Source organism: Rhodococcus sp. 14-1411-2a, from assembly GCF_002259485.1.
Taxonomy (GTDB): domain Bacteria; phylum Actinomycetota; class Actinomycetes; order Mycobacteriales; family Mycobacteriaceae; genus Rhodococcoides.
Genome location: NZ_NPGA01000015.1, coordinates 264,950 through 283,857, shown reverse-complemented (window position 1 = coordinate 283,857; position 18,908 = coordinate 264,950). Strand labels below are relative to the sequence as shown.

At 64.7% G+C, this 18,908-nt stretch carries 17 protein-coding genes; 1 reads left to right on the top strand and 16 read right to left on the bottom strand.

Annotated features, from left to right (window positions below; translation table 11 throughout):
- Positions 1-45: 45 nt before the first annotated feature.
- From CH291_RS14990 to CH291_RS14915, 16 genes are all read right to left on the bottom strand, one after another.
- Positions 46-735 carry a response regulator transcription factor gene (locus CH291_RS14990; protein ID WP_032380369.1) on the bottom strand — a complete coding sequence of 230 codons (690 nt, stop codon included), beginning with the start codon at positions 733-735 and terminating at the stop codon, positions 46-48.
- Complete coding sequence (locus CH291_RS14985; protein ID WP_094641061.1) at positions 732-1,904, bottom strand: sensor histidine kinase; 1,173 nt, start codon at positions 1,902-1,904, stop codon at positions 732-734. The genes CH291_RS14990 and CH291_RS14985 overlap by 4 nt, the downstream gene beginning before the upstream one ends.
- Before the next feature lie 137 nt (positions 1,905-2,041).
- Positions 2,042-2,797: a phosphoglyceromutase gene (locus CH291_RS14980; protein WP_068046501.1), complete on the bottom strand. Its 756-nt coding sequence runs from the start codon at positions 2,795-2,797 to the stop codon at positions 2,042-2,044.
- On the bottom strand, positions 2,794-3,936 hold the full coding sequence (locus tag CH291_RS14975) for a low temperature requirement protein A (protein WP_094688084.1): 1,143 nt from the start codon (positions 3,934-3,936) through the stop codon (positions 2,794-2,796). Before CH291_RS14975 ends, CH291_RS14980 begins: the two co-directional genes overlap by 4 nt.
- Positions 3,937-4,163: 227 nt before the next feature.
- On the bottom strand, positions 4,164-4,553 hold the full coding sequence (locus tag CH291_RS14970) for a hypothetical protein (protein WP_256980856.1): 390 nt from the start codon (positions 4,551-4,553) through the stop codon (positions 4,164-4,166).
- A 27-nt stretch (positions 4,554-4,580) separates the two neighbouring features.
- Complete coding sequence (locus tag CH291_RS14965; protein WP_256980876.1) at positions 4,581-5,114, bottom strand: DUF3558 domain-containing protein; 534 nt, start codon at positions 5,112-5,114, stop codon at positions 4,581-4,583.
- Between the two features lie 252 nt (positions 5,115-5,366).
- Positions 5,367-6,956 carry an AMP-binding protein gene (locus tag CH291_RS14960; protein ID WP_094687913.1) on the bottom strand — a complete coding sequence of 530 codons (1,590 nt, stop codon included), beginning with the start codon at positions 6,954-6,956 and terminating at the stop codon, positions 5,367-5,369.
- 99 nt (positions 6,957-7,055) lie between these two features.
- Positions 7,056-8,324, bottom strand: a complete 1,269-nt coding sequence (locus tag CH291_RS14955; RefSeq protein ID WP_094687912.1) for an ABC transporter permease — start codon at positions 8,322-8,324, stop codon at positions 7,056-7,058.
- Positions 8,321-9,568 (bottom strand): ABC transporter permease, encoded by a 1,248-nt coding sequence (locus CH291_RS14950; RefSeq protein WP_256980855.1) that lies wholly within the window; start codon positions 9,566-9,568, stop codon positions 8,321-8,323. Before CH291_RS14950 ends, CH291_RS14955 begins: the two co-directional genes overlap by 4 nt.
- Positions 9,552-11,054: an ABC transporter ATP-binding protein gene (locus CH291_RS14945; protein ID WP_094687911.1), complete on the bottom strand. Its 1,503-nt coding sequence runs from the start codon at positions 11,052-11,054 to the stop codon at positions 9,552-9,554. Before CH291_RS14945 ends, CH291_RS14950 begins: the two co-directional genes overlap by 17 nt.
- Before the next feature lie 3 nt (positions 11,055-11,057).
- The gene (locus tag CH291_RS14940; protein ID WP_231893693.1) at positions 11,058-12,149 is read right to left on the bottom strand and encodes a BMP family lipoprotein; all 1,092 of its coding nucleotides are present in this window, start codon (positions 12,147-12,149) and stop codon (positions 11,058-11,060) included.
- Between the two features lie 71 nt (positions 12,150-12,220).
- A complete protein-coding gene (locus CH291_RS14935; RefSeq protein ID WP_094687910.1) occupies positions 12,221-13,669 on the bottom strand; it encodes a nucleobase:cation symporter-2 family protein in 1,449 nt (482 codons plus the stop codon).
- Between the two features lie 57 nt (positions 13,670-13,726).
- The gene (locus tag CH291_RS14930; protein WP_068046105.1) at positions 13,727-14,215 is read right to left on the bottom strand and encodes a YbjN domain-containing protein; all 489 of its coding nucleotides are present in this window, start codon (positions 14,213-14,215) and stop codon (positions 13,727-13,729) included.
- Positions 14,212-15,540, bottom strand: coding sequence for a D-inositol-3-phosphate glycosyltransferase (gene mshA, locus CH291_RS14925; protein WP_176460405.1), 1,329 nt, complete (start codon positions 15,538-15,540; stop codon positions 14,212-14,214). The genes CH291_RS14930 and mshA overlap by 4 nt, the downstream gene beginning before the upstream one ends.
- Positions 15,541-15,588: 48 nt before the next feature.
- Positions 15,589-16,467 carry an alpha/beta fold hydrolase gene (locus CH291_RS14920; RefSeq protein ID WP_373455132.1) on the bottom strand — a complete coding sequence of 293 codons (879 nt, stop codon included), beginning with the start codon at positions 16,465-16,467 and terminating at the stop codon, positions 15,589-15,591.
- Between the two features lie 11 nt (positions 16,468-16,478).
- The gene (locus CH291_RS14915; protein ID WP_179276549.1) at positions 16,479-17,753 is read right to left on the bottom strand and encodes an ROK family protein; all 1,275 of its coding nucleotides are present in this window, start codon (positions 17,751-17,753) and stop codon (positions 16,479-16,481) included.
- 332 nt (positions 17,754-18,085) lie between these two features.
- Here CH291_RS14915 and CH291_RS14910 point away from each other — a divergent pair, with 332 nt between their 5' ends.
- Positions 18,086-18,841, top strand: coding sequence for an SDR family NAD(P)-dependent oxidoreductase (locus CH291_RS14910; RefSeq protein ID WP_094687909.1), 756 nt, complete (start codon positions 18,086-18,088; stop codon positions 18,839-18,841).
- Positions 18,842-18,908: the final 67 nt, after the last annotated feature.

The window sequence follows — 18,908 nt, the reverse complement described above, 5'->3', positions numbered from 1 at the left end:
AAACCTCGTAGCCCACTACGAGTTTCCGCTCACATGCCGCAGGCTCTATCCCTCGAGTTTGTAGCCCAGTCCGCGCACGGTGACGAGGTGTTCCGGCTTGGCCGGGTCCGCTTCGATCTTCGAGCGCAGTCGCTTGACGTGCACGTCGAGGGTCTTGGTGTCGCCCACGTAGTCGGCTCCCCACACGCGGTCGATCAACTGTCCGCGGGTCAGCACTCGACCGGAGTTGCGCAGCAAGTATTCGAGCAGATCGAATTCCTTGAGCGGCAACGTGATCTGCTCGGATCCGACCATCACCACGTGGCGTTCGACGTCCATGCGCACCGGTCCGGCTTCGAGCACTCCGGTGTCGACTCCGCCGTCGACCTCGGCGTCGGAGCCGCGCCGCAGAACTGCACGGATGCGGGCGATGAGTTCGCGTGCCGAGTACGGCTTGGTGACGTAGTCGTCGGCACCGAGTTCGAGGCCGACGACCTTGTCGATCTCACTGTCACGTGCGGTCACCATGATCACGGGAACGCCTGAGCGCGAACGCAATTGCTTGCACACGTCGGTTCCGCTCATGCCGGGGAGCATGAGGTCGAGCAACACGATGTCTGCTCCTGCGCGATCGAATTCCGCGAGTGCCGACGGTCCGTCTCCGACGACTGTGGCCTCGAAACCTTCCTTGCGGAGCAGGAAGGCCAATGGATCGGCCAACGACTCTTCGTCTTCCACGATCAGAACGTTGGTCACTGATTCTCTCTTTCTGTAACCGAAGCGTCGTCTTCTTCTTCGAAGTACGCAGGGATCTGGAGGGTGAAGGTGGATCCGGTGCCCAGCTTGCTCCACAGCGAAATGCTGCCGTTGTGGTTGGCTGCGACGTGTTTGGCGATGGCCAGGCCCAGGCCTGTGCCGCCGGTTGCCCGCGACCGAGCTTTGTCGACGCGGAAGAATCTCTCGAAGACGCGTTCCTGGTCTTCCTTGGCGATGCCGATACCGCGATCGGTGACGGCGAACGCCACGTTGTCTCCGCGTAGGGCGCGGCTCACCGAGACCGGCGCACCGTCCGAGGAGTAGGCGATGGCGTTCTGGATGAGGTTGGCCAGGGCCGTCACCAGCAGCGCTTGATCGCCGAGAACTTCGAGGCCGCTCGGGTGGTCGGTGGTGACGGAGATGCCGGCGTTCTCGGCGGCGAGTTTGGATCGATCCATCGCCTCGTTGACGACGGTGTCGACGTCGACGACCTCGAGGTCGGGTAGCTTCTCGGCGCCCTGCAGTCGCGAGAGTGCGATCAGTTCGGTCACCATGTTGCCGAGCCGTTTGGATTCGGCGACGACCTTGCCACCGAAGTGCCGGACGGAATCGGGGTCGTCTGCGGATTCGAGCAGGGCCTCGGCCAGCAGGCTCATCGCGCCGACGGGGGTTTTGAGTTCGTGGCTGACGTTGGCCACGAAGTCCCGACGCGTCGCCTCCATCCGGACCTGCTCGGAATCGTCGTCGGCGAACAGCACCACGAACCGCTTGTCTTCCTTGCTGAGCAACCGGGCGACGCAGCGGACGGCGATCTTGTCTCGGCCGGTTCTGGGGTTCTTCGAGCTGAGGTCCACTTCGACGGGGTTGCCGTCGGCGAGGACCTTGAGGACGGCGTCCCACGCCCGATCGTCGATCAGCCGGTTACGCACCAGCCCCAACTCCTCGGCACGCGGGTTGAACAGCACGACGTCGTGAAATTGGTCGACGACGGCGATGCCGCTCTCCGATGCGAGGACAATCAGATCCAGTACCTGCGACATCGTCAAGCCGGACGTAGCTCGGCGGCGCTCCGAGTGTCGAGTGTTGAGGTACGGGATCAGAACACCGCCGACGAGGTATCCCACGAAGGCCGCGGCGATAGCCAGTAGTACGGCCGATGCAACACTCACACCGGAATCGTACGTTCGATGGACAGCTCACATACGCAGGGTGCAGGCATTTCCCTGGTCGTCATAGTCCCCGTCGGCAGTGTTCTTCGATCGTTCACCTGCAGTTACGACAAAACGTCGGTTCGAGCGCGGTCGAGTTACTTGCCGCCCTGGTTTGCCACGGCAGCTGCACCTGCGGCCGCTGCTTCGGGGTCGAGGTAGGTGCCGCCCGGGTTGGTGGGCTTCAGCTTGCCGTCGACCTCGGTGAGGTCGTACTTCAGCGGAATGCCGGTAGGGATGTTGAGCTCGGCGATGTCCGCGTCGGAGATCTCGTCGAGGTACTTCACGAGAGCACGCAGCGAGTTGCCGTGCGCGGCGACGAGCACGTTCTTGCCGGCCTTCAGATCGGCGACGATCGTCTCCTCGAAGTACGGGATCAGACGCTCGACGACGTCTGCGAGGCATTCGGTCAGCGGAACACTGTCCAGGTCCGCGTAGCGCGGATCGGCGTCCTGGCTGTGCTCGCTGCCGATCTCGATGGGCGGCGGCGGGGTGTCGTAGCTACGACGCCACAGCATGAACTGCTCGTTGCCGTACTTGTCCTTGGTCTCGGCCTTGTTCAAGCCCTGCAGTGCGCCGTAGTGCCGCTCGTTCAGACGCCAGTCGCGGACGACGGGAATCCAGTGCCGATCGGCGGCGTCGAGTGCGAGATTGGCGGTGCTGATCGCGCGACGCAGCAGCGAGGTGTACAGCAGGTCGGGCAGGATGCCTGCCTCGGCGAGGAGTTGGCCGGCACGCTTGCCCTCGGCCTCGCCCTTCTCGGTCAGTCGCACGTCGACCCAGCCGGTGAACTGGTTGGACGCATTCCATTCGCTCTCGCCGTGACGAAGCAGAATCAAGGTTCCGATACTCATGTGGTCAGTTTCTCATGTTCCACTCGCGTTGGCCCGCGTGCGACCAGGACCGCGACGACGACGATCATCACGACAGCGGTGAGGGTGATCGGGATGGGGATGACGGGGTCGAACAGCACGAGCACGGCACCAGCGGGCACCACGATGTTGACCAGCCGGTCGGCGTTGGCGCGGATCGCGATCAACCAGACACCGAGTACGAACACCGCGATCGGGATCGTGACGGTGAACGACGCGGCGACGTCGCCGAGCTTGCTGTGTTCGGTCAGCACGTCGATCTCGACCTCGATGCCGGCCGAGAACGCGCCTGCGGCCGCGAAGATGAAGTAGTGGGCGTAGCCGTAGAACAGCGAGTTGCCGAGTCTGCCGATCGCACGGTGATGCGGGGGCCAGAAGTAGATCCACCACAGGCTCGCGGTGACGACGACGGTGAGAATGGAGATCGAGATCAGCGGTGCCAGCGCGGTTTCGTCGTGCAGCGCTTCGATGATGGCGTTGGCCGACGCGAGCAGAGATTCGCCGAGCAGGATCAGCGTGAACAGTCCGTAGCGCTCGGTGATGTGATGAGGGTGCCAGGGTGTTGCGCCCTTGCGCTCGGCGATGATCGGTACCGACATCTCGACGCCTGCGAGCACGACGAAGCCGATGATCGCGGCGGTACCGTCGAGCAGCAGCACCCAGGCAATCCACAGAACCTGAACTCCCGCAATACCTATCGCGTAGACCAGCGCGGTCTGTCGATGTTCGGGGTTTCGCGATGCCCGCAACCATTGGGTCACCATCGCCACGCGCATCACCACGTACCCGATGACCACGATCGTGAAATTCTCGTCGACGACCGACGGCTCGATCCCGGCGGCCAGTGTCAGAACGCCGGCCATCTGCACGACGGTGAGCACGCGATACAGCCAGTCGTCGGTGTCGAAGGATGTGGCGAACCACGTGAAGTTCATCCACGCCCACCAGATCGCGAAGAACACGAGTGCATAGCCGAGCAGGCCGTCGGCGATGTGATTCTCGGTGAGATCGTGATGGAGTTGAACCGCTGCAATGCTGACGGCCACCACGAACACCAGGTCGAAGAACAACTCGAGCGGGCTCGCGGAGCGATGCGGTTCCTTCGGATCGCGCGGTCGCATCGGCACCAGACGGGCAGCGGAGAGATTCACGATCGCAGACTAAGTCATCCGATTCGCGAATGTTGTCTCGATTATGTTGCGAGGGTTGATATTACGGACATTTCAGACAATGTTCGACGCTTGGCCGCGGGGATTGCGGGACCTCACACCCTTTGTGCCGACCGCGCGCCGGGGTTCAGGCAATAGCAGGGGTGTGAGGTGTGCAGAAAGGGTGTGAGGTTGCGGGCTCACTCCCCCACGCCCGACCCGATATCGCCGATGCGAGCTCCCACACTCCGATCGACTTCTTCGGTCGCGACGAAATAGCGACGAAACACCGACCGCATCAATTGAATGACCTCGATGTGCTGCCGGATCGCCACAGCCGCCGACCTTTCTTCCCCGTCGGCAAGTCGCTTGAACTTGCGACCCAACTGCTGAGCTGACGGAAGTGTGCCGAAAGCTTCGACATCGACGAGAAACTCGGTCTTTTGCAACATGCCATTCAGGTGCCTGAGGTATTCGACGCACGCCTGGTCGCACGCGAACGCCACGCCCTCAGGAATGTCGAGCGCCCCCGCGGCCGCCTGCTCGGACAGGTTGCGCCACTGCTGCATCGACGCCGCAAGACTGTCCACGTTGGTTCCCACTCAAGCCTCCTTCGGTCAACTTGCTGCCGGAGGCAGCGACGAGTGCAATGAGCCTGCGATCCGCATGATCTCCACACATGGGTCGCCCTGTGGCTCTTCGGAACCCATTGTGTCGAGAACGAGGTACACCAGTCCCTGTTCAACTTCGAGGGCGAATCCGCAACTGCGACCAGAAGGTCGGTCTGCGCGCAGGAACTCATATCCGCCCAGTTCATCGACTTTCGTGAACTGGCCGAAGCGGTCGTTGCTTTGCAGATCGTTCAATGTATGGAAGCCGGAGAACACTCCCAGGAAATACCACGACCCAGGATCAGGGTCCGTCCAGATACACGTCTTCCATTCGGTGGACAGCGGCGCGTCTCCGAACAGATTCGTACTCTTGCTCTCCACATCCAACCCCGCAGCCTCGACGGCACTGTCCGGAATGGTGCAGGGATCCCACGGCTCGTCCGCCACCGGTGTCGCAACCACCGAGCTCGTCGACGACTCTGCAATCGGCGCACCCTCTGTCCCCCCGCCACATCCAGCGACCGACGCCAAAACCCCCACCAGACCTGCCACCCACCACCGCGTCACGCTCACACCGCTCCCCTTCGTCGAACCCACCCACCCCTTGGACGCAGCGAACACCCACCTGGTTCCACCACAACCTCACACCCCTACTGCCAACCGCGCGCCCCTACTCGCCTCGGAGAAGGGCCGCGCGGTCCACAAAAAGGGTGTGAGGTCCCCCATCGACCGCACACGAACAACACCCCGCCCCACTGAGTGTGGGACGGGGTGTCGATGTGAATCGGAGTCTTACTTTCCGGCCTCCGCGGCGCGCAGGTCCTTGCGCAGAATCTTGCCGGCCGCGGACTTCGGGACGATGTCGATGAACTCGACGCGTCGTACCTTCTTGTGCGGCGACACGCGTTCGGCGACGAAGGCGATGATGCCCTCTTCGTCGATGGTGGCACCCTGCTGGCGGACGACGAATGCCTTGGGGATTTCTTCGCCCTCGTCGTCGAGCACACCGATGACGGCGGCGTCGGCGATCTCCTCGTGTGTCAGCAGCAGAGCCTCGAGCTCGGCCGGGGGCACCTGGTAGCCCTTGTACTTGATCAGTTCCTTGAGGCGGTCGACGATGTAGACGACGCCCTCGGGATCGACGACGGCGATGTCGCCGGTGTGCAGGTAACCGTCGGAGTCGAGGGTTTCGGCGGTGGCGGTGGGGTTGTTGAGGTACCCGACCATCACGTTCGGTCCCTTGACCCACAGCTCACCGGGCTTGCTCAATCCCTCTGCCGGCAGCTCGATCTCCTCGAGCGTGCCCGGGTCGACGAGCTTGTTCTCGGTGTTCGCCAGCGGCTGACCCACCGAGCTGAGCGGCATGTCGTCGCGATCGAACGGGATGGCGTGGCTGACGGGGCTGAGCTCGCTCATGCCGTAGCCCTGACGCACCCGCGTGTTCAGACGCTTCGCGACGGCCTTGCCGAGCTCCTCGTCCAGCGGTGCCGCACCGGAGAAGATGGTGTGCACGCTGGAGAGGTCGTACTGATCGATCATCGGGTGCTTGGCGAGCGCGACGGCCACCGGCGGTGCGATGAACAGGTACGTCAGCTTCTGATCCTGGATGATCCGGAGGAAGTCGACGAGGTCGAACTTCGGCATCGTCACCAGGTGTGCACGCAGCTTGAGGGCGATGTTGAGCAGCACCGTCAGGCCGTAGATGTGGAAGAACGGCAGCAGCGCCAGGATCGCGTCGTTGCTGTCGATACCCACGCGCGGTTCCATCTGCGCCACGTTCGCGACGAGGTTGCGGTGGGTGAGGATGACGCCCTTCGGCACACCCGTCGTACCGGAGGAGTACGGCAGCACCGCGACGTGTGTCGCTGGATCGAACGAGACCTCGGGGGCAGGTGCGCCCTGGGTGAGCAGGTCGCGCAGGTTCGGGTGGCCCTCTGCGCCGTCGAGCACGATGACGTGATCGGCGTCGAGGCCGACCTTCTCCGCGGCAGCCTTGGCCTGCGGGTACAGCGGGGACACGGTGAACAGGAATTTCGCGCCGGAGCCCGTGAGCTGCTTGGCGATGTCCTCGGCCGTGTACAGCGCGTTGATGGTCGTTGCGGTTCCGCCTGCGCGCAGGATGCCGTGCAGCACCGACGCGAACGCGGGCACGTTCGGCGAGTGGAGTCCGACGACGTCGCCGACTTCGAGTCCACGTGCGGCCAGAGCACCCGCGATGGCGTCGATCTGACCGATCAGCGACTTGTACGTGGTGACGTCACCCGAGGTTCCGTCGATCAGTGCAGGCTTGTCGAGGTCGGACTCGGCGATCGATCCGAACAGGAAGTCGTAGACGCTGAGGTCGGGAATCTCGACATCGGGAAAGGGACTGCGGAAGCTCATGGCTCTCCTTCGAAAAACTGCGGCAACAATGACCGAACCCTACAGTGAAAGCGGTCACAACGGACAGCGACCCTACCGCCGAGTCAGGTAGTGCGGGCGCTAACTTCGCGACGCATACGGTTTGCCTGCCGCGGCCGGCCCGCGAACATGGCCCACCAGGCCTGCGACGGCGAAAATGGTCACCACGTAGGGCAGCATCAGCATGAATTCGCTGGGCACGGGCGAGCCGATGATGCCCAGTACGTTCTGCAGGTTGGACGCGAATCCGAATAGCAGTGCGGCCAGCGTCGCGCGTACCGGATCCCAGCGGCCGAAGATCACGGCGGCGAGAGCGATGTAGCCGGCACCGGCTGTCATCTCCTTGCCGAAAGCGCCGACGGAGCCGAGAGTGAAGTACGCACCACCGAGTCCGGCGATGGCACCGGCGAGGCAGACGTTCCAGAACCGGGTGCGTGCGACGTTGATTCCGACGGTGTCGGCGGCTTGGGGATGCTCGCCGACGGCGCGCAGTCGCAGTCCCCACTTGGTGTGGAACAGGCCGAAGAACACGAGCGCGACGGCGATGTACATCAGGTACACGATGAGTGTCTGCCGAAACAGCACCGGTCCGAGAATCGGAATCTGCGAGAGCACCGGGATGTCGATGCGCCCGAACCGTGGCGGCGAGTTGAGCGTCTCGGCGTTCTTGGTCAGCACCACCGAGTACAGGAAGCTGGTCAACCCGACGACCAGCACGTTGAGCACTACACCCACGATGACCTGGTTGACGAAGTAGCGGATGGAGAACACCGCCAGCAACGACGCGGTCAGCGCTCCGGCTACCAGAGCCGCGAGCAGAGCCACATAGGTCGAACCGGTGATCGACGCGACGACAGCGCTGACGAATGCACCTGCAAGCAACTGACCTTCGATGGCGATGTTGATGACGCCGACTCGCTCGGAGATGACGCCGCCCATGGCACCGAAGATCAGTGGCGTGCTCAGAGCGACTGCGCCGATGAGCAATCCGGGCACCGGGATGGTCTCGCCGTCCGCTGCCCAGGCGAGGAAACCGAAGACGAACAGCACCGCGAATACTGCCAGCAGCCACAGCGGCGTCGAGCGGTACTGCGAGGCGAGCAACGCCGCGTATGCAGTGATGACGGCGAGCAACACGACCACGACGAGACCGGTGCCGTACGACGGCACGCCCACGGCCGGCAGTGCGAAGAAATCGTCCTCCGACGCCAATGCGAATGTGCTTGTTCCCGAACCCTTTCGGACCACGAACAGCAGCAGGGCCAGCAGCGTCACGAGACCGAGGATCGACGGGACCTTCCAGCTCCGGCCGAGTACCGCGTCAGCGGCGGTGTCGGTCGAGGTGGTCACAGTGCACCCACCTTCGCGGTCTCGGCTTTCGCGAGTTTCTCCTCGCCTGGTTTCGGCAATCGGAACACCGCTCGCACGAGCGGCGGTGCGGCGATGAACAGCACGATCACGGACTGCACGACGAGCACGATGTCGATGGGGATGCCCTCGCCTGCCTGCATCGCGAATCCGCCGGCCTTGAACGCGCCGAACAGGATTCCCGCGACGAACACGCCCCACGGTTTCGATCGGCCGAGCAGTGCGACGGTGATGGCGTCGAATCCGATGCCTGCGTCGATGTCGGCACTGAAGCCGGTGGTGACGGTGCCCAGTACCTGCGACACTCCGGCCAGACCGACGAGCGCACCGGACATGATCATGGCGTACAGGTAGATCCGGTTGACGTTCATGCCGGCAACGCGGGACGCGTGCGGGTTCTCACCGACAGCGCGGAAACGGAATCCGAGGCTCGATCGCTCGAGCAGCCACCACACCGCGATCGTCACGAAGATCACCAGCACGAAACCGAGGTGCAGGCTGTATCGGTCGCCGAAGAGCTTCGGGAACACCGCCGTCGACGCGATGGGCGCGGTCTTGGGGTTGTTCGATCCCGGGGCCTGCAGAGCGCCGGGAGTGCGCAGTAGGTACGCGACGAGGTAGAACGCGATGTAGTTGAGCATGATGGTGACGATCACCTCGTGAGCGCCGGTGCGCGCCTTGAGGAATCCGGCGATGCCGCCCCACACCGCGCCGCCGAGAACACCGGCGAGAACGGCGACCAACAGGTGCAACCCGGCAGGCAGGTTCACGCCGAACCCGACCCAGCCGGCGCACGCCGCGGCGATGAGCATCTGGCCTCGACCACCGATGTTGAACATGCCGACGCGGAAGGCAAGGGCCACACCGAGTCCGGCGACGATCAGCGGGGTGGCGAAGGTCAGCGTCTCCATCAGTGGCCGGATGCCGTTCTCGAATCCGGGTCGACGGAAGTTGTAGACCGAACCCTGGAACAGCGACGAGTACGCCCCGGAAACAGAATCCCAGATCGCCGTCAGCATGTCCGAGGGACGGGAGAAGAAGTACCCGGCCGATTCCTGGACGCCGGAGTTGGTGGCGGCGATGAGCACCGCACCCACGATCAGCGCCAGGAGTACCGCGAGAACCGAGATGATCGCACTGCCGGTGAAGATCTGCCGAAGCACCACATGCGACTTCGACGGTTCCTGGGATTTGGGGGGCTGTTCGGCCTCACTCACCACGCTCACCGCCCATCATCAAGCCGAGTGTTTCGCGGGACGTATCCCCGGGGACGATTCCCACGATTGCTCCTCGATACATGACGGCGATGCGGTCGGCCAGTGCGGCGACCTCGTCCAGTTCGCTCGACACCACGATGACCGGGATCCCCGAATCCCGGGTGGCGACGATGCGCTTGTGTACGAATTCGATGGATCCCACGTCGATTCCGCGAGTGGGCTGCGCTGCGACGAACAGACGCAGGTCTCGGCTCAGTTCTCGCGCGAGCACCACCTTCTGCTGATTACCGCCGGACAGGCGTCCGACGGCGGTGCCGATTCCCGGTGCGCGAACGTCGAATTCGCTGAGCTTCTCCGACGCGAACGTGTCCAGATACTGGCGTTGCACCGCGCCGCGCCGCACGAACGGCATGCTGTTGGAGCGATCGAGCATCAGGTTCTCGGCGATGGAGAATTCACCCACCAGTCCGTCGACGGTGCGGTCCTCGGGGACGAAGCCGACGCCTGCGTCGAGCACGTCCTGGACCGTCGACCCGACGAGCGATTTGCCGTCGAGGCTGATCTTGCCGGATACGTTGTCCTGCAACCCGAGTAGGGCTTCGACGAACTCGGTCTGACCGTTGCCCTGCACGCCGGCGATGGCGAGGATCTCTCCCGCCGCGACTTCGAGGCTGACGTCGTCGACTGTCTTGTTGCCCTGGGCGTCGAACACCGACAGGTTCTCGATCACCAGTGCCGCGTCCCCCGGCGTGGCCGGATCCTTCGAGACGGTCAGCTGCACATCGCGTCCCACCATCAGTGCAGCGAGCTCGGTGTTGCTGGCGGTGGGCTTTGCTTCTCCGACGACCTTGCCGAGCCGGATGACGGTGATCTTGTCGGCTACTTCGCGTACTTCGCGCAGCTTGTGGGTGATGAAGACGATCGTGGTGCCCGACGCCGCGAGTTCCCGCATGATCCGCATCAGATCGTCGGTTTCCTGCGGCGTCAGCACAGCAGTCGGCTCGTCGAACACGAGCACCCTGGCCTCACGAGAGAGTGCCTTGACGATCTCGACCCGCTGCTGCACGCCGACGGGGAGGTCGTCGACGAGAGCATCGGGATCGAGGTCGAAGCCGAACCTCGCGGATATCTCCCGCACCAGCTTCCGCGCTGCCACGAGGTCGAGACGTCCACCGAGCGAGGTGGTTTCGTTGCCGAGCACGATGTTCTCGGCAACGGTGAACACCGGAATCAGCATGAAGTGCTGATGCACCATGCCGATCCCGGCAGTCATGGCCTCGCCCGGTCCGGCGAAGTTCTGCTCGACGTCGTCGAGCAGGATCTGGCCCTCCTCGGCGCGATACAGGCCGCTGAGCACGTTCATCAACGTGGACTTGCCTGCACCGTTCTCGCCGAGGAGGCAGTGGATCTCGCCGGATTCGACGGTCAGATCGATGTGGTCGTTGGCAACCAACGAGCCGAATCGTTTGGTGATACCGCGAAGTTCGAGCTTCATGAACTACTTGGGTGCCGAGGGAGACTCGACGGTGATGGACCCATCGATGATGCCGGCCTTGATCGTGTCCAGCTCGCCCTGCAGTGCGGGGTCGACCTCGGACTCGAAATCGTGGAACGGTGCGATACCGACTCCGTCGTTCTCGAGCGTGCCCACGTACGGGGTGTTGTCGAATGCATCGGCACCGGAGTTGGCGACGACCTCGTCGACGCTGGTCTTGAGCCCCTTGGTCACCGAGGTGAGCAACAGGTCGCCGACCGACGGGTCGGATTCGAAGACGTCGGCGTCGGCACCGATGAGGGCGACCGGACGCGAGGAATCCCGAATGGCCTGTGCCGCACTCTGATAGATGGGTCCACCGACCGGGAAGATGACGTCGGCGTTCTGGTCGATCAGACCCTGGGCGGTGTTCTTGGCGACCTCGTTGGCGGTGAATCCGCCGGTGAACGAGCCGTTCTGCGAGGGCACGTCCCAGCCGATGACGCGGACTGCCTCGCCCTTCTGCTCGTTGAAGTAGTTCACGCCGTCGGCGAAACCGTCCATGAAGATGGTGACGGTCGGCAGCTGGGAGCCACCGAACGTACCGACCACTCCGGTTGTGCTGTAGCTGGCGGCCGCGTAACCGGCGAGGAATGCCGACTGCGACGCGTCGTAGGTCAGCGGCTTGACGTTCGGCAGATCGATGGTGGAGTCGTCGATGATCGCGAAGTCGATGTCGGAGTTGGCCTCGGCGGCGACCTTGGTGGCGTCGGCCAGATCGAATCCGACGGTGACGATGAGGTTGCAGCCCTGATCGACGAGGTTGTTGATGTTGGGGCCGTAGTCGGTGGGCGACGCGGACTCGACGGTGCGCGGCTCGACGCCGAGCTCCTCGGAGGCTTCGGTCAGGCCCTCGAACCCGAGCTGGTTGAACGACTTGTCGTCGAATCCGCCACTGTCGGAGACCATGCAGGGCAGGAAGTCACTCGATGCGCTTCCGCCCGATCCTTCGTCTTCGGGGGCAGATCCACAGCCTGCGATCAGGGCGATGGCACCGAGCGACGCAACGCCGCCGAGTGCTGCCTTCCGCGTACTCGTGCGGGTAACGAATGACAAGATGTCCTCCAATTTAGGTGTACTTCGTCTGGGTCGGGACGCTACTCGCGCGGGCGAGGGTGCGCAGGATTTCACTCAGGTGTCTTGTCGGGCACGGCCTTCTCGGAAGAGAGATCGTCGGGCAAGCTGCCGCCTTCACGGAGTATTCGTGCTTCGTCCTCACGCACCATCACTGCCGGCCCCGCTGCCACCACCGAGGGGTTCGGCGGAGTACCGGGCTTGAACACGTTGAAGAATACGTTGAGTACCACCGCCACGATGCTGGCGGCACTGATTCCGGAGTGGAAGATCGTGACGAACCAGTCCGGGAACTCGTCCCAGAAGTCGCTCGCGACAACAGGTATGAGACCGAACGCCAAGGTCACCGCCACGATGACCACGTTGGAGTTGTTGTCGTAGTTCACCTTGCCGAGGGTGCGGATACCGCTGGCGGCGACGGTTCCGAACAGCGCGATTCCTGCGCCGCCGAGCACGGGCAACGGGACGACCCCGACGACGGCCGCCAGAATCGGCGAAAGGCCCAGCAGCGCAAGCACGCCACCGCCCATTGCGACGACGAAGCGGCTCTTGATGCCGGTCATCGCGACCAGGCCGACGTTCTGTGCGAAGGCCGTGGCCGGGAAGGTGTTGAAGATCGGGGCGACGGCAGAGGAGACCATGTCGGCGCGCAGACCGTCGCCGACGCGCTTGGAGTCCACGTCGGTTCCGACCACTTCGCCGACGGCGAGGATGTCGGCGGTGGTCTCGACCATGATCACCAGGATGACGATGGTCATCGACACGATGGCACCGACTGCGAAGATCGGTGAGCCGAAGGCGAAGGGTGTTGGGACGGCCACCACGGACGCGTCGGCGACGCCGTCGAAGTCGGTCCTGCCGACGATCAGAGCCGCGATGGTGCCGACGACGAGTCCGAGCAGGATCGACAGCCGCGACAGTCCGGGGATCTTGGTCATCACCAGCACGGCGAGGAGGGTGAACATCGCCAGCCCGATGTTGCCGGGGTCCAGATAGTTCGGGTTCGGCGCTCCGCCCACCATCTCCTGGCCGGTGATCCAGCGCGCGGCCACCGGCATCAGGGACAGTCCGATGACGGTGATGATGCTTCCGGTCACCAACGGCGGGAAGAACCGAACGATCTTGGAGAAGAACGGAGCGATGGCCAATCCGATCAGCGCGGCCACCAGAACGGCTCCGAGTACCGTGCGCAGTCCGGTTCGCCCGTCCTCCGCGCTACCGATGATCGTCAGAACCGTCGAGACCGACGCGAACGAAATGCCCTGCACCAGCGGCAGTTGCGAGCCGAAGAACGGGATGCCGATCGTTTGCAGCACAGTTGCCACGCCACTGACGAACAGTGCGCAGGAGATCAACAGTGCCTGATCGGTCCCCGACAGTCCGGCCGCTCCACCGACGATGATCGGAACGGCGATGACGCCGCCGAACATCGAGAGAATGTGTTGCAGGCCGTAGCCGAACATCTGCAGCACCGGTGGGCGAGCGTCCTCTGGCCTGGTCATGGCCCTAGGCTAGGAACCGGACGTTACCGGCAGCAACGCCGTCCCATTTCCGGCGAGTTACGCTTCCCGCTCGTCCACCAGGTGCTCGAATGCCTTCAGGTTCGCCAACGATTCGCCGCGCGAGACGCGCCACGCCCATTCGCGTTTGATGGACTCGGCGAATCCCAGTTCGAGCAGCACGTTGAAGTCGCCGTCCGCGGCTTCGAGGGTCTGTCCGAGAATGCGATCGAGTTCGTCACCGGTGACGGCGTGCAACGAGATTCGGCCGACGAGGTAGATGTCGCCGACCTTGTCGATCGTGTAGTGCACTCCGTACAGGCGGCGGTTGCGTCGCAGCAGGTACCTGTAGACGCCCTCGAAGTTCTCGTCGGGTTTGCGGCAGACGAACGCCTCGATGCGCACCCCGTGATGCCCGACGGTCAGCATCGTCGTTGTCTTGAGCTTGCGTTCCCCGGGCAGTTCGACGGTGAACACGTCCCCGCGCCGGGTGTAGTCCAGCTCGCGGTCCTTCAGTGCCCGGTCGATCAGTTCGGCAGTCTCGCTCATGCAGTCACAGCTCCTGATCTGCGTAGTTTCGACAATCCTCGGACGCGGCGCGGAGAGAACTCGCTCGGTCCCTCACCGCGGTCGAAGTGGAACTTGGCCTGCCGGTAGCTCTCGATGAGTCCGTCGGCGGTGTGCTCCCACGAGAAGTTGCGGGCGTGCAGCGGTGCTGCGGTCGCCATGTCGGCCAACGCAACTGGGTCCGACAGCATCGACGACAGCGCATCGGCCCAATCGTCGGTGCGGTGGCCCTGCACCAGGCGTCCGGTTTCGCCCGACCGCACCGCCACGCCGAGTCCGCCCACATCGGCGGCCAGGACAGGAGTTCCGCAGGCCTGGGCTTCGATGGCGACCAGGCCGAACGATTCGTTGTAGCTCGGCACGGCGACGATGTCCGCGGCGCGGTAGATCTGGGCCAGTCGCGCCGACGGTTGCGGCGGCATGAACGTCACCCGAGCAGCTATCCCCAGGTTCTCGGCCAGATCGATGAGGCTGTCGGGTCGATCCAGTCCACTGCCGGACGGGCCGCCGACGATGAGGACGCGCAGTGGCGTTCTCGGATTGCGCTGCAGCACTTCGGCAGCCGCGGCGATCAGCACGTCGGGAGCCTTGAGCGGCTGGATGCGTCCGACGAATGCGACGATCGACTCGTCGGGGTTCAACCCGAGTTCCGCGCGCGCCGCCAGCTTGTCCCCCGGATTGTATTGCGCCAGATCGGCTCCCGGAGCCACCACGTCGATCGAACCCTGCTGCGCCCCGTAGATTTCGACGAGGGACTTCGCTTCCTCGGTGGTGTTGGCGATGAGCCGGTCCGCCTCGGCGACCACTTGCTGCTCACCGATCTGACGCGCGGCGGGCTCGGGCGAGTCGCCCTGCGCCAGAGACGCGTTCTTGACGGCGGCGAGAGTGTGCGCGGTGTGGACCAGCGGTACTCCCCAGCGATCGCGCGCCAGCCAGCCGACCTGACCGGAGAGCCAGTAGTGCGAGTGCACCAGGTCGTAGTAGCCGGGTTCGTGGCGCGCTTCCTCGCGCAGCACCCCGGCCGCGAAGGCGCACAGCTGTGTGGGCAGGTCGTGCTTGTCCAGGCCCTCGAACGGACCCGCGACGATGTTGCGCACCAGCACACCGGGAGCTGCCTCGACGACGGGAGCATCGGTCGACGCCGTCGCGCGGGTGAAGATCTCGACCTCCACACCTCGTTTGGCCAGCTCTTTCGCGCTCTGCAGCACATAGACGTTCATGCCGCCCGCATCGCCCGTTCCGGGCTGCGCCAGCGGGGAGGTATGCAAGGACAACACAGCGACCCTGTTCAGCTGGCGTCCAGTCACTTCTTCAGTGTGCACGCCTCCACATTACGTCTCGATAACTACCCCTTCTCACGGCTGGCCCTGCGTCACACCGAGACCGTCGACGAACTCGCTCACCTCGGTGAGGAATCGCTGCGGATCGGCCACGAACGGGCCGTGGTCGACGCCCTCCCAGTACGACGCCACCGCCGTGGGAATCAGCTCCGCAGCGTGCCGTCCGGCAGAGACGTCGACGACGGTGTCCTCGGTTCCGTGCAGCACGAACGCCGGGATGTCGAGGCCGCGCAGCAGGTCGTCGTGGCCGACCGCTCGATCGAACAGGGCGGCGCGAACCCGTGGCCTCGTGGACAGTGTCAGCCCGAACAGCGCCTGCGCTTCGGTGCCCTTACCGTCCGTTGGCCCGGTCAGCGCGTGCCCGAAACTCCCGAGCGCCTTGATCGCGACGCGAGGCTCCTCGGCCATCGCCCCGGGGATCGCCGCTCGCATCGCCGTCCCGACGCGGCCGCCTGCCTCTCCCCTGCCGATGCTGGTGATCGCGCCGACGAGCACGATGCCCGCCACCGCGACCGTGCCGTGTTCGGCGAGGTAGTCGCAGATCACCAGTCCGCCGTACGACCACCCCAGCAGCACCGCGTCGGCGGTGATGTTCTCGGCGGCCAGCACGGCAGCCACGTCTCCCGCCCAGTTCTTCGAGTTTTCGTAACCGGCCGACGGGGCGTCGGAGTAGCCGTGTCCGCGTAGATCCACCGCGAGAACGCGATAGCGCTCGGCCAGGTCGGCCAGCAGTCCCTCGCCCCAGCAGGCCGAACTCTGGGCCCACCCGTGCAGCAGGATCAGTGGCCGCGCCGCAGGGTCACCGCTGACGCGGTAGACGATGTTGGCTCCGTCGATGCCGGTGGCCTGACGGATCGGTCCTGCTGCACGGGTGCTCGTATCGGGCATGCTCATAGTGAGTGAACCTACGCGGCGGCTCTGCGCATCGAGGCGAGCGGATCGGAGTACAGGGCGCTGAGGGAGACCACGGTTGCGGCATACTCCTGCACCTTGTCACCGAAGCCGGTCACCCGAATGTCCCTGCGCTCCAACGTCGAATAGGTAGCGAAGGCCTGTCCCACGTGCGGAATTCCGGCCGGGTAAGCGGTGAACGCCTGACCTCCGAGTACGACGCGGTCCGGATTGAACATGTCGCGCAGCAGCGCCACCGTCCGACCCAGAATCTGCACCCGCTCGACGAGCAGCTCCCGCGCCGCCTCCGAGCCACCCCGCGCCGCCTGGTACACCGCCGCGATGCTCGAATTAGGCTGCGGTGCAACAATTTTGCGGTCCACGGCTGCGGCGACCACCGCTCGATCGCTCACGGACGCCTCGAGGCATCCACGATTCCCGCAGTCGCACAACGCCGATGATCCGGTGGGTAGATGCGCGATGGAGCCCGGTCCGCTCGTGGGGGTGTGCACGCGGCCGTCGATGGTCAGCGCCATGCCCGCGGTCTCACGGGCGTAGAAGTACAGCGACGTTCCGCTGGTGCTCTGCGCCACATCGCTGTCCGACAGCCGCGGTGCAAGGAGCAGCTCCGACGCCGCCATGGCCTCGACGTGGCCGGAGACCGAGATCGGCAGCCCCAGGCCACCGCCGATGATGCCGGCGACTCGGCCGTTCTCCCATCCCAACCGCGGGTGGTCGACGGTGCCGCTCGTGGTGTCGACGCGTCCACCGATCGCCACCCCGACCCACAGCGGGGTGCGGCGGTGCCAACGTCCGGCAAAGGCACTTGCGCTGCGGGTGACGGACGCCAGCGCTGCCTCGGAAGAGCCGGCGGGCGTGGGTATTTCGACGGCACCGAGGATGCGTCCGCGCAGATCGCTGACGGTGATGCCGGTGACCACGGCTCCGATGTGGATGCCGATGGTAGAGAACGGTTCGTGGTTGACCTCGAACGGCACCCGCGGGCGTCCGATCGCGCCGGGTGCCGTCAGGTCTGCGCGCTCGCGGAGCAGTCCGACGGCGAGCAGGGCCGACACCTGACGGTTGACCGTGGCGATACTCGAACCGGTTGCGCGAGCGGCACGCTCGCGCGAGATGGGCCCTTCGACGCAGGCGACTCGAAGCACCGACGCGGCGGGACTGTCGGCGATCCGCAGATCGGGTGCGACGAGTTGGACGCGCGATCGAGGCCTCGGCAGAGACCGCACGGAGGTTGGGCCGGAGTGGTGGTGCAGCGTTGATACGGACATTCGTTGTGATCCTCGGCAGTGGCAGACCTCCGCCGTGAACGGACAACGACGGAAGAGCGAAGTGATGCAGGTCAAGGGTGAATGCGGCGGCCACGAAGGGACCACGGCACGCGAATCGACTGCCCGTAGCGGAAAGGCTAGAGACAGATTCCTTGGCCGGGACAACACAGTTCCCGAGGAAGCGGCAAGCGAGAACCGAGGGACGCGGTCACATAGGTGACCCGCATCGCGGTGGTCTCACTGGCGGACATGGGTCCAAAATTAGCACCCTCGCGTCCGGTGTCCAATCGGGCATCGGAAAGAACGGGGTACGCCGGGCATAGAATTTCGCCATGACCTCGTCCGAACACATTTCCCCCGATGCCCGAATCGCCGTCGTCACCGGAGCGAGCTCCGGCATCGGCGCGGCCACCGCCCGCCAACTCGCCGCCGACGGATTCCACGTCGTGATCGGAGCCCGCCGCCTCGACCGGCTGGAGGAGTTGGCGTCGGAGATCGGTGGTACTGCCCTCGAACTCGATGTGACGGAGGAGGATTCGGTCGCGGCGTTCACCGCGGTCATTCCCCGCGTCGACGTGCTGATCAACAATGCCGGCGGCGCCAAGGGCTTGGCCCCGGTGATCGACGCCGACCTCGACGATTGGCGCTGGATGTGGGAGACCAACGTGCTCGGTACATTGCGGGTGACGAAGTCGTTGCTGCCCAAGCTGATCGACTCCGGTGACGGCCTGATCGTCACCATCACATCCGTTGCCGCGTTCGAGGCCTACGACAACGGTTCGGGCTACACCTCGGCCAAACACGCTCAGGCAGTGCTGCATCGGACGCTGCGCGGAGAGTTGCTGGGCAAGCCGGTTCGCTTGACCGAGGTTGCGCCGGGTGCCGTGGAAACCGAGTTCTCCCTCGTCCGGTTCGACGGCGACGCGGCCAAGGCCGATGCCGTCTACCAGGGCATCACACCGCTGGTGGCGAGCGATATCGCCGAGGTCATCGGCTTCGTGGCCTCGCGCCCCTCGCACGTCAACCTGGACCAGATCATCATCAAGCCACGTGACCAGGCCGGTCCGGGGCGCTTCTCCCGCACGTAGCGGCTTCGCCGCACGTGAGCGGAAACTCGACCCCTGCTACGAGTTTTCGCTCACCTGCGCGCAGCGC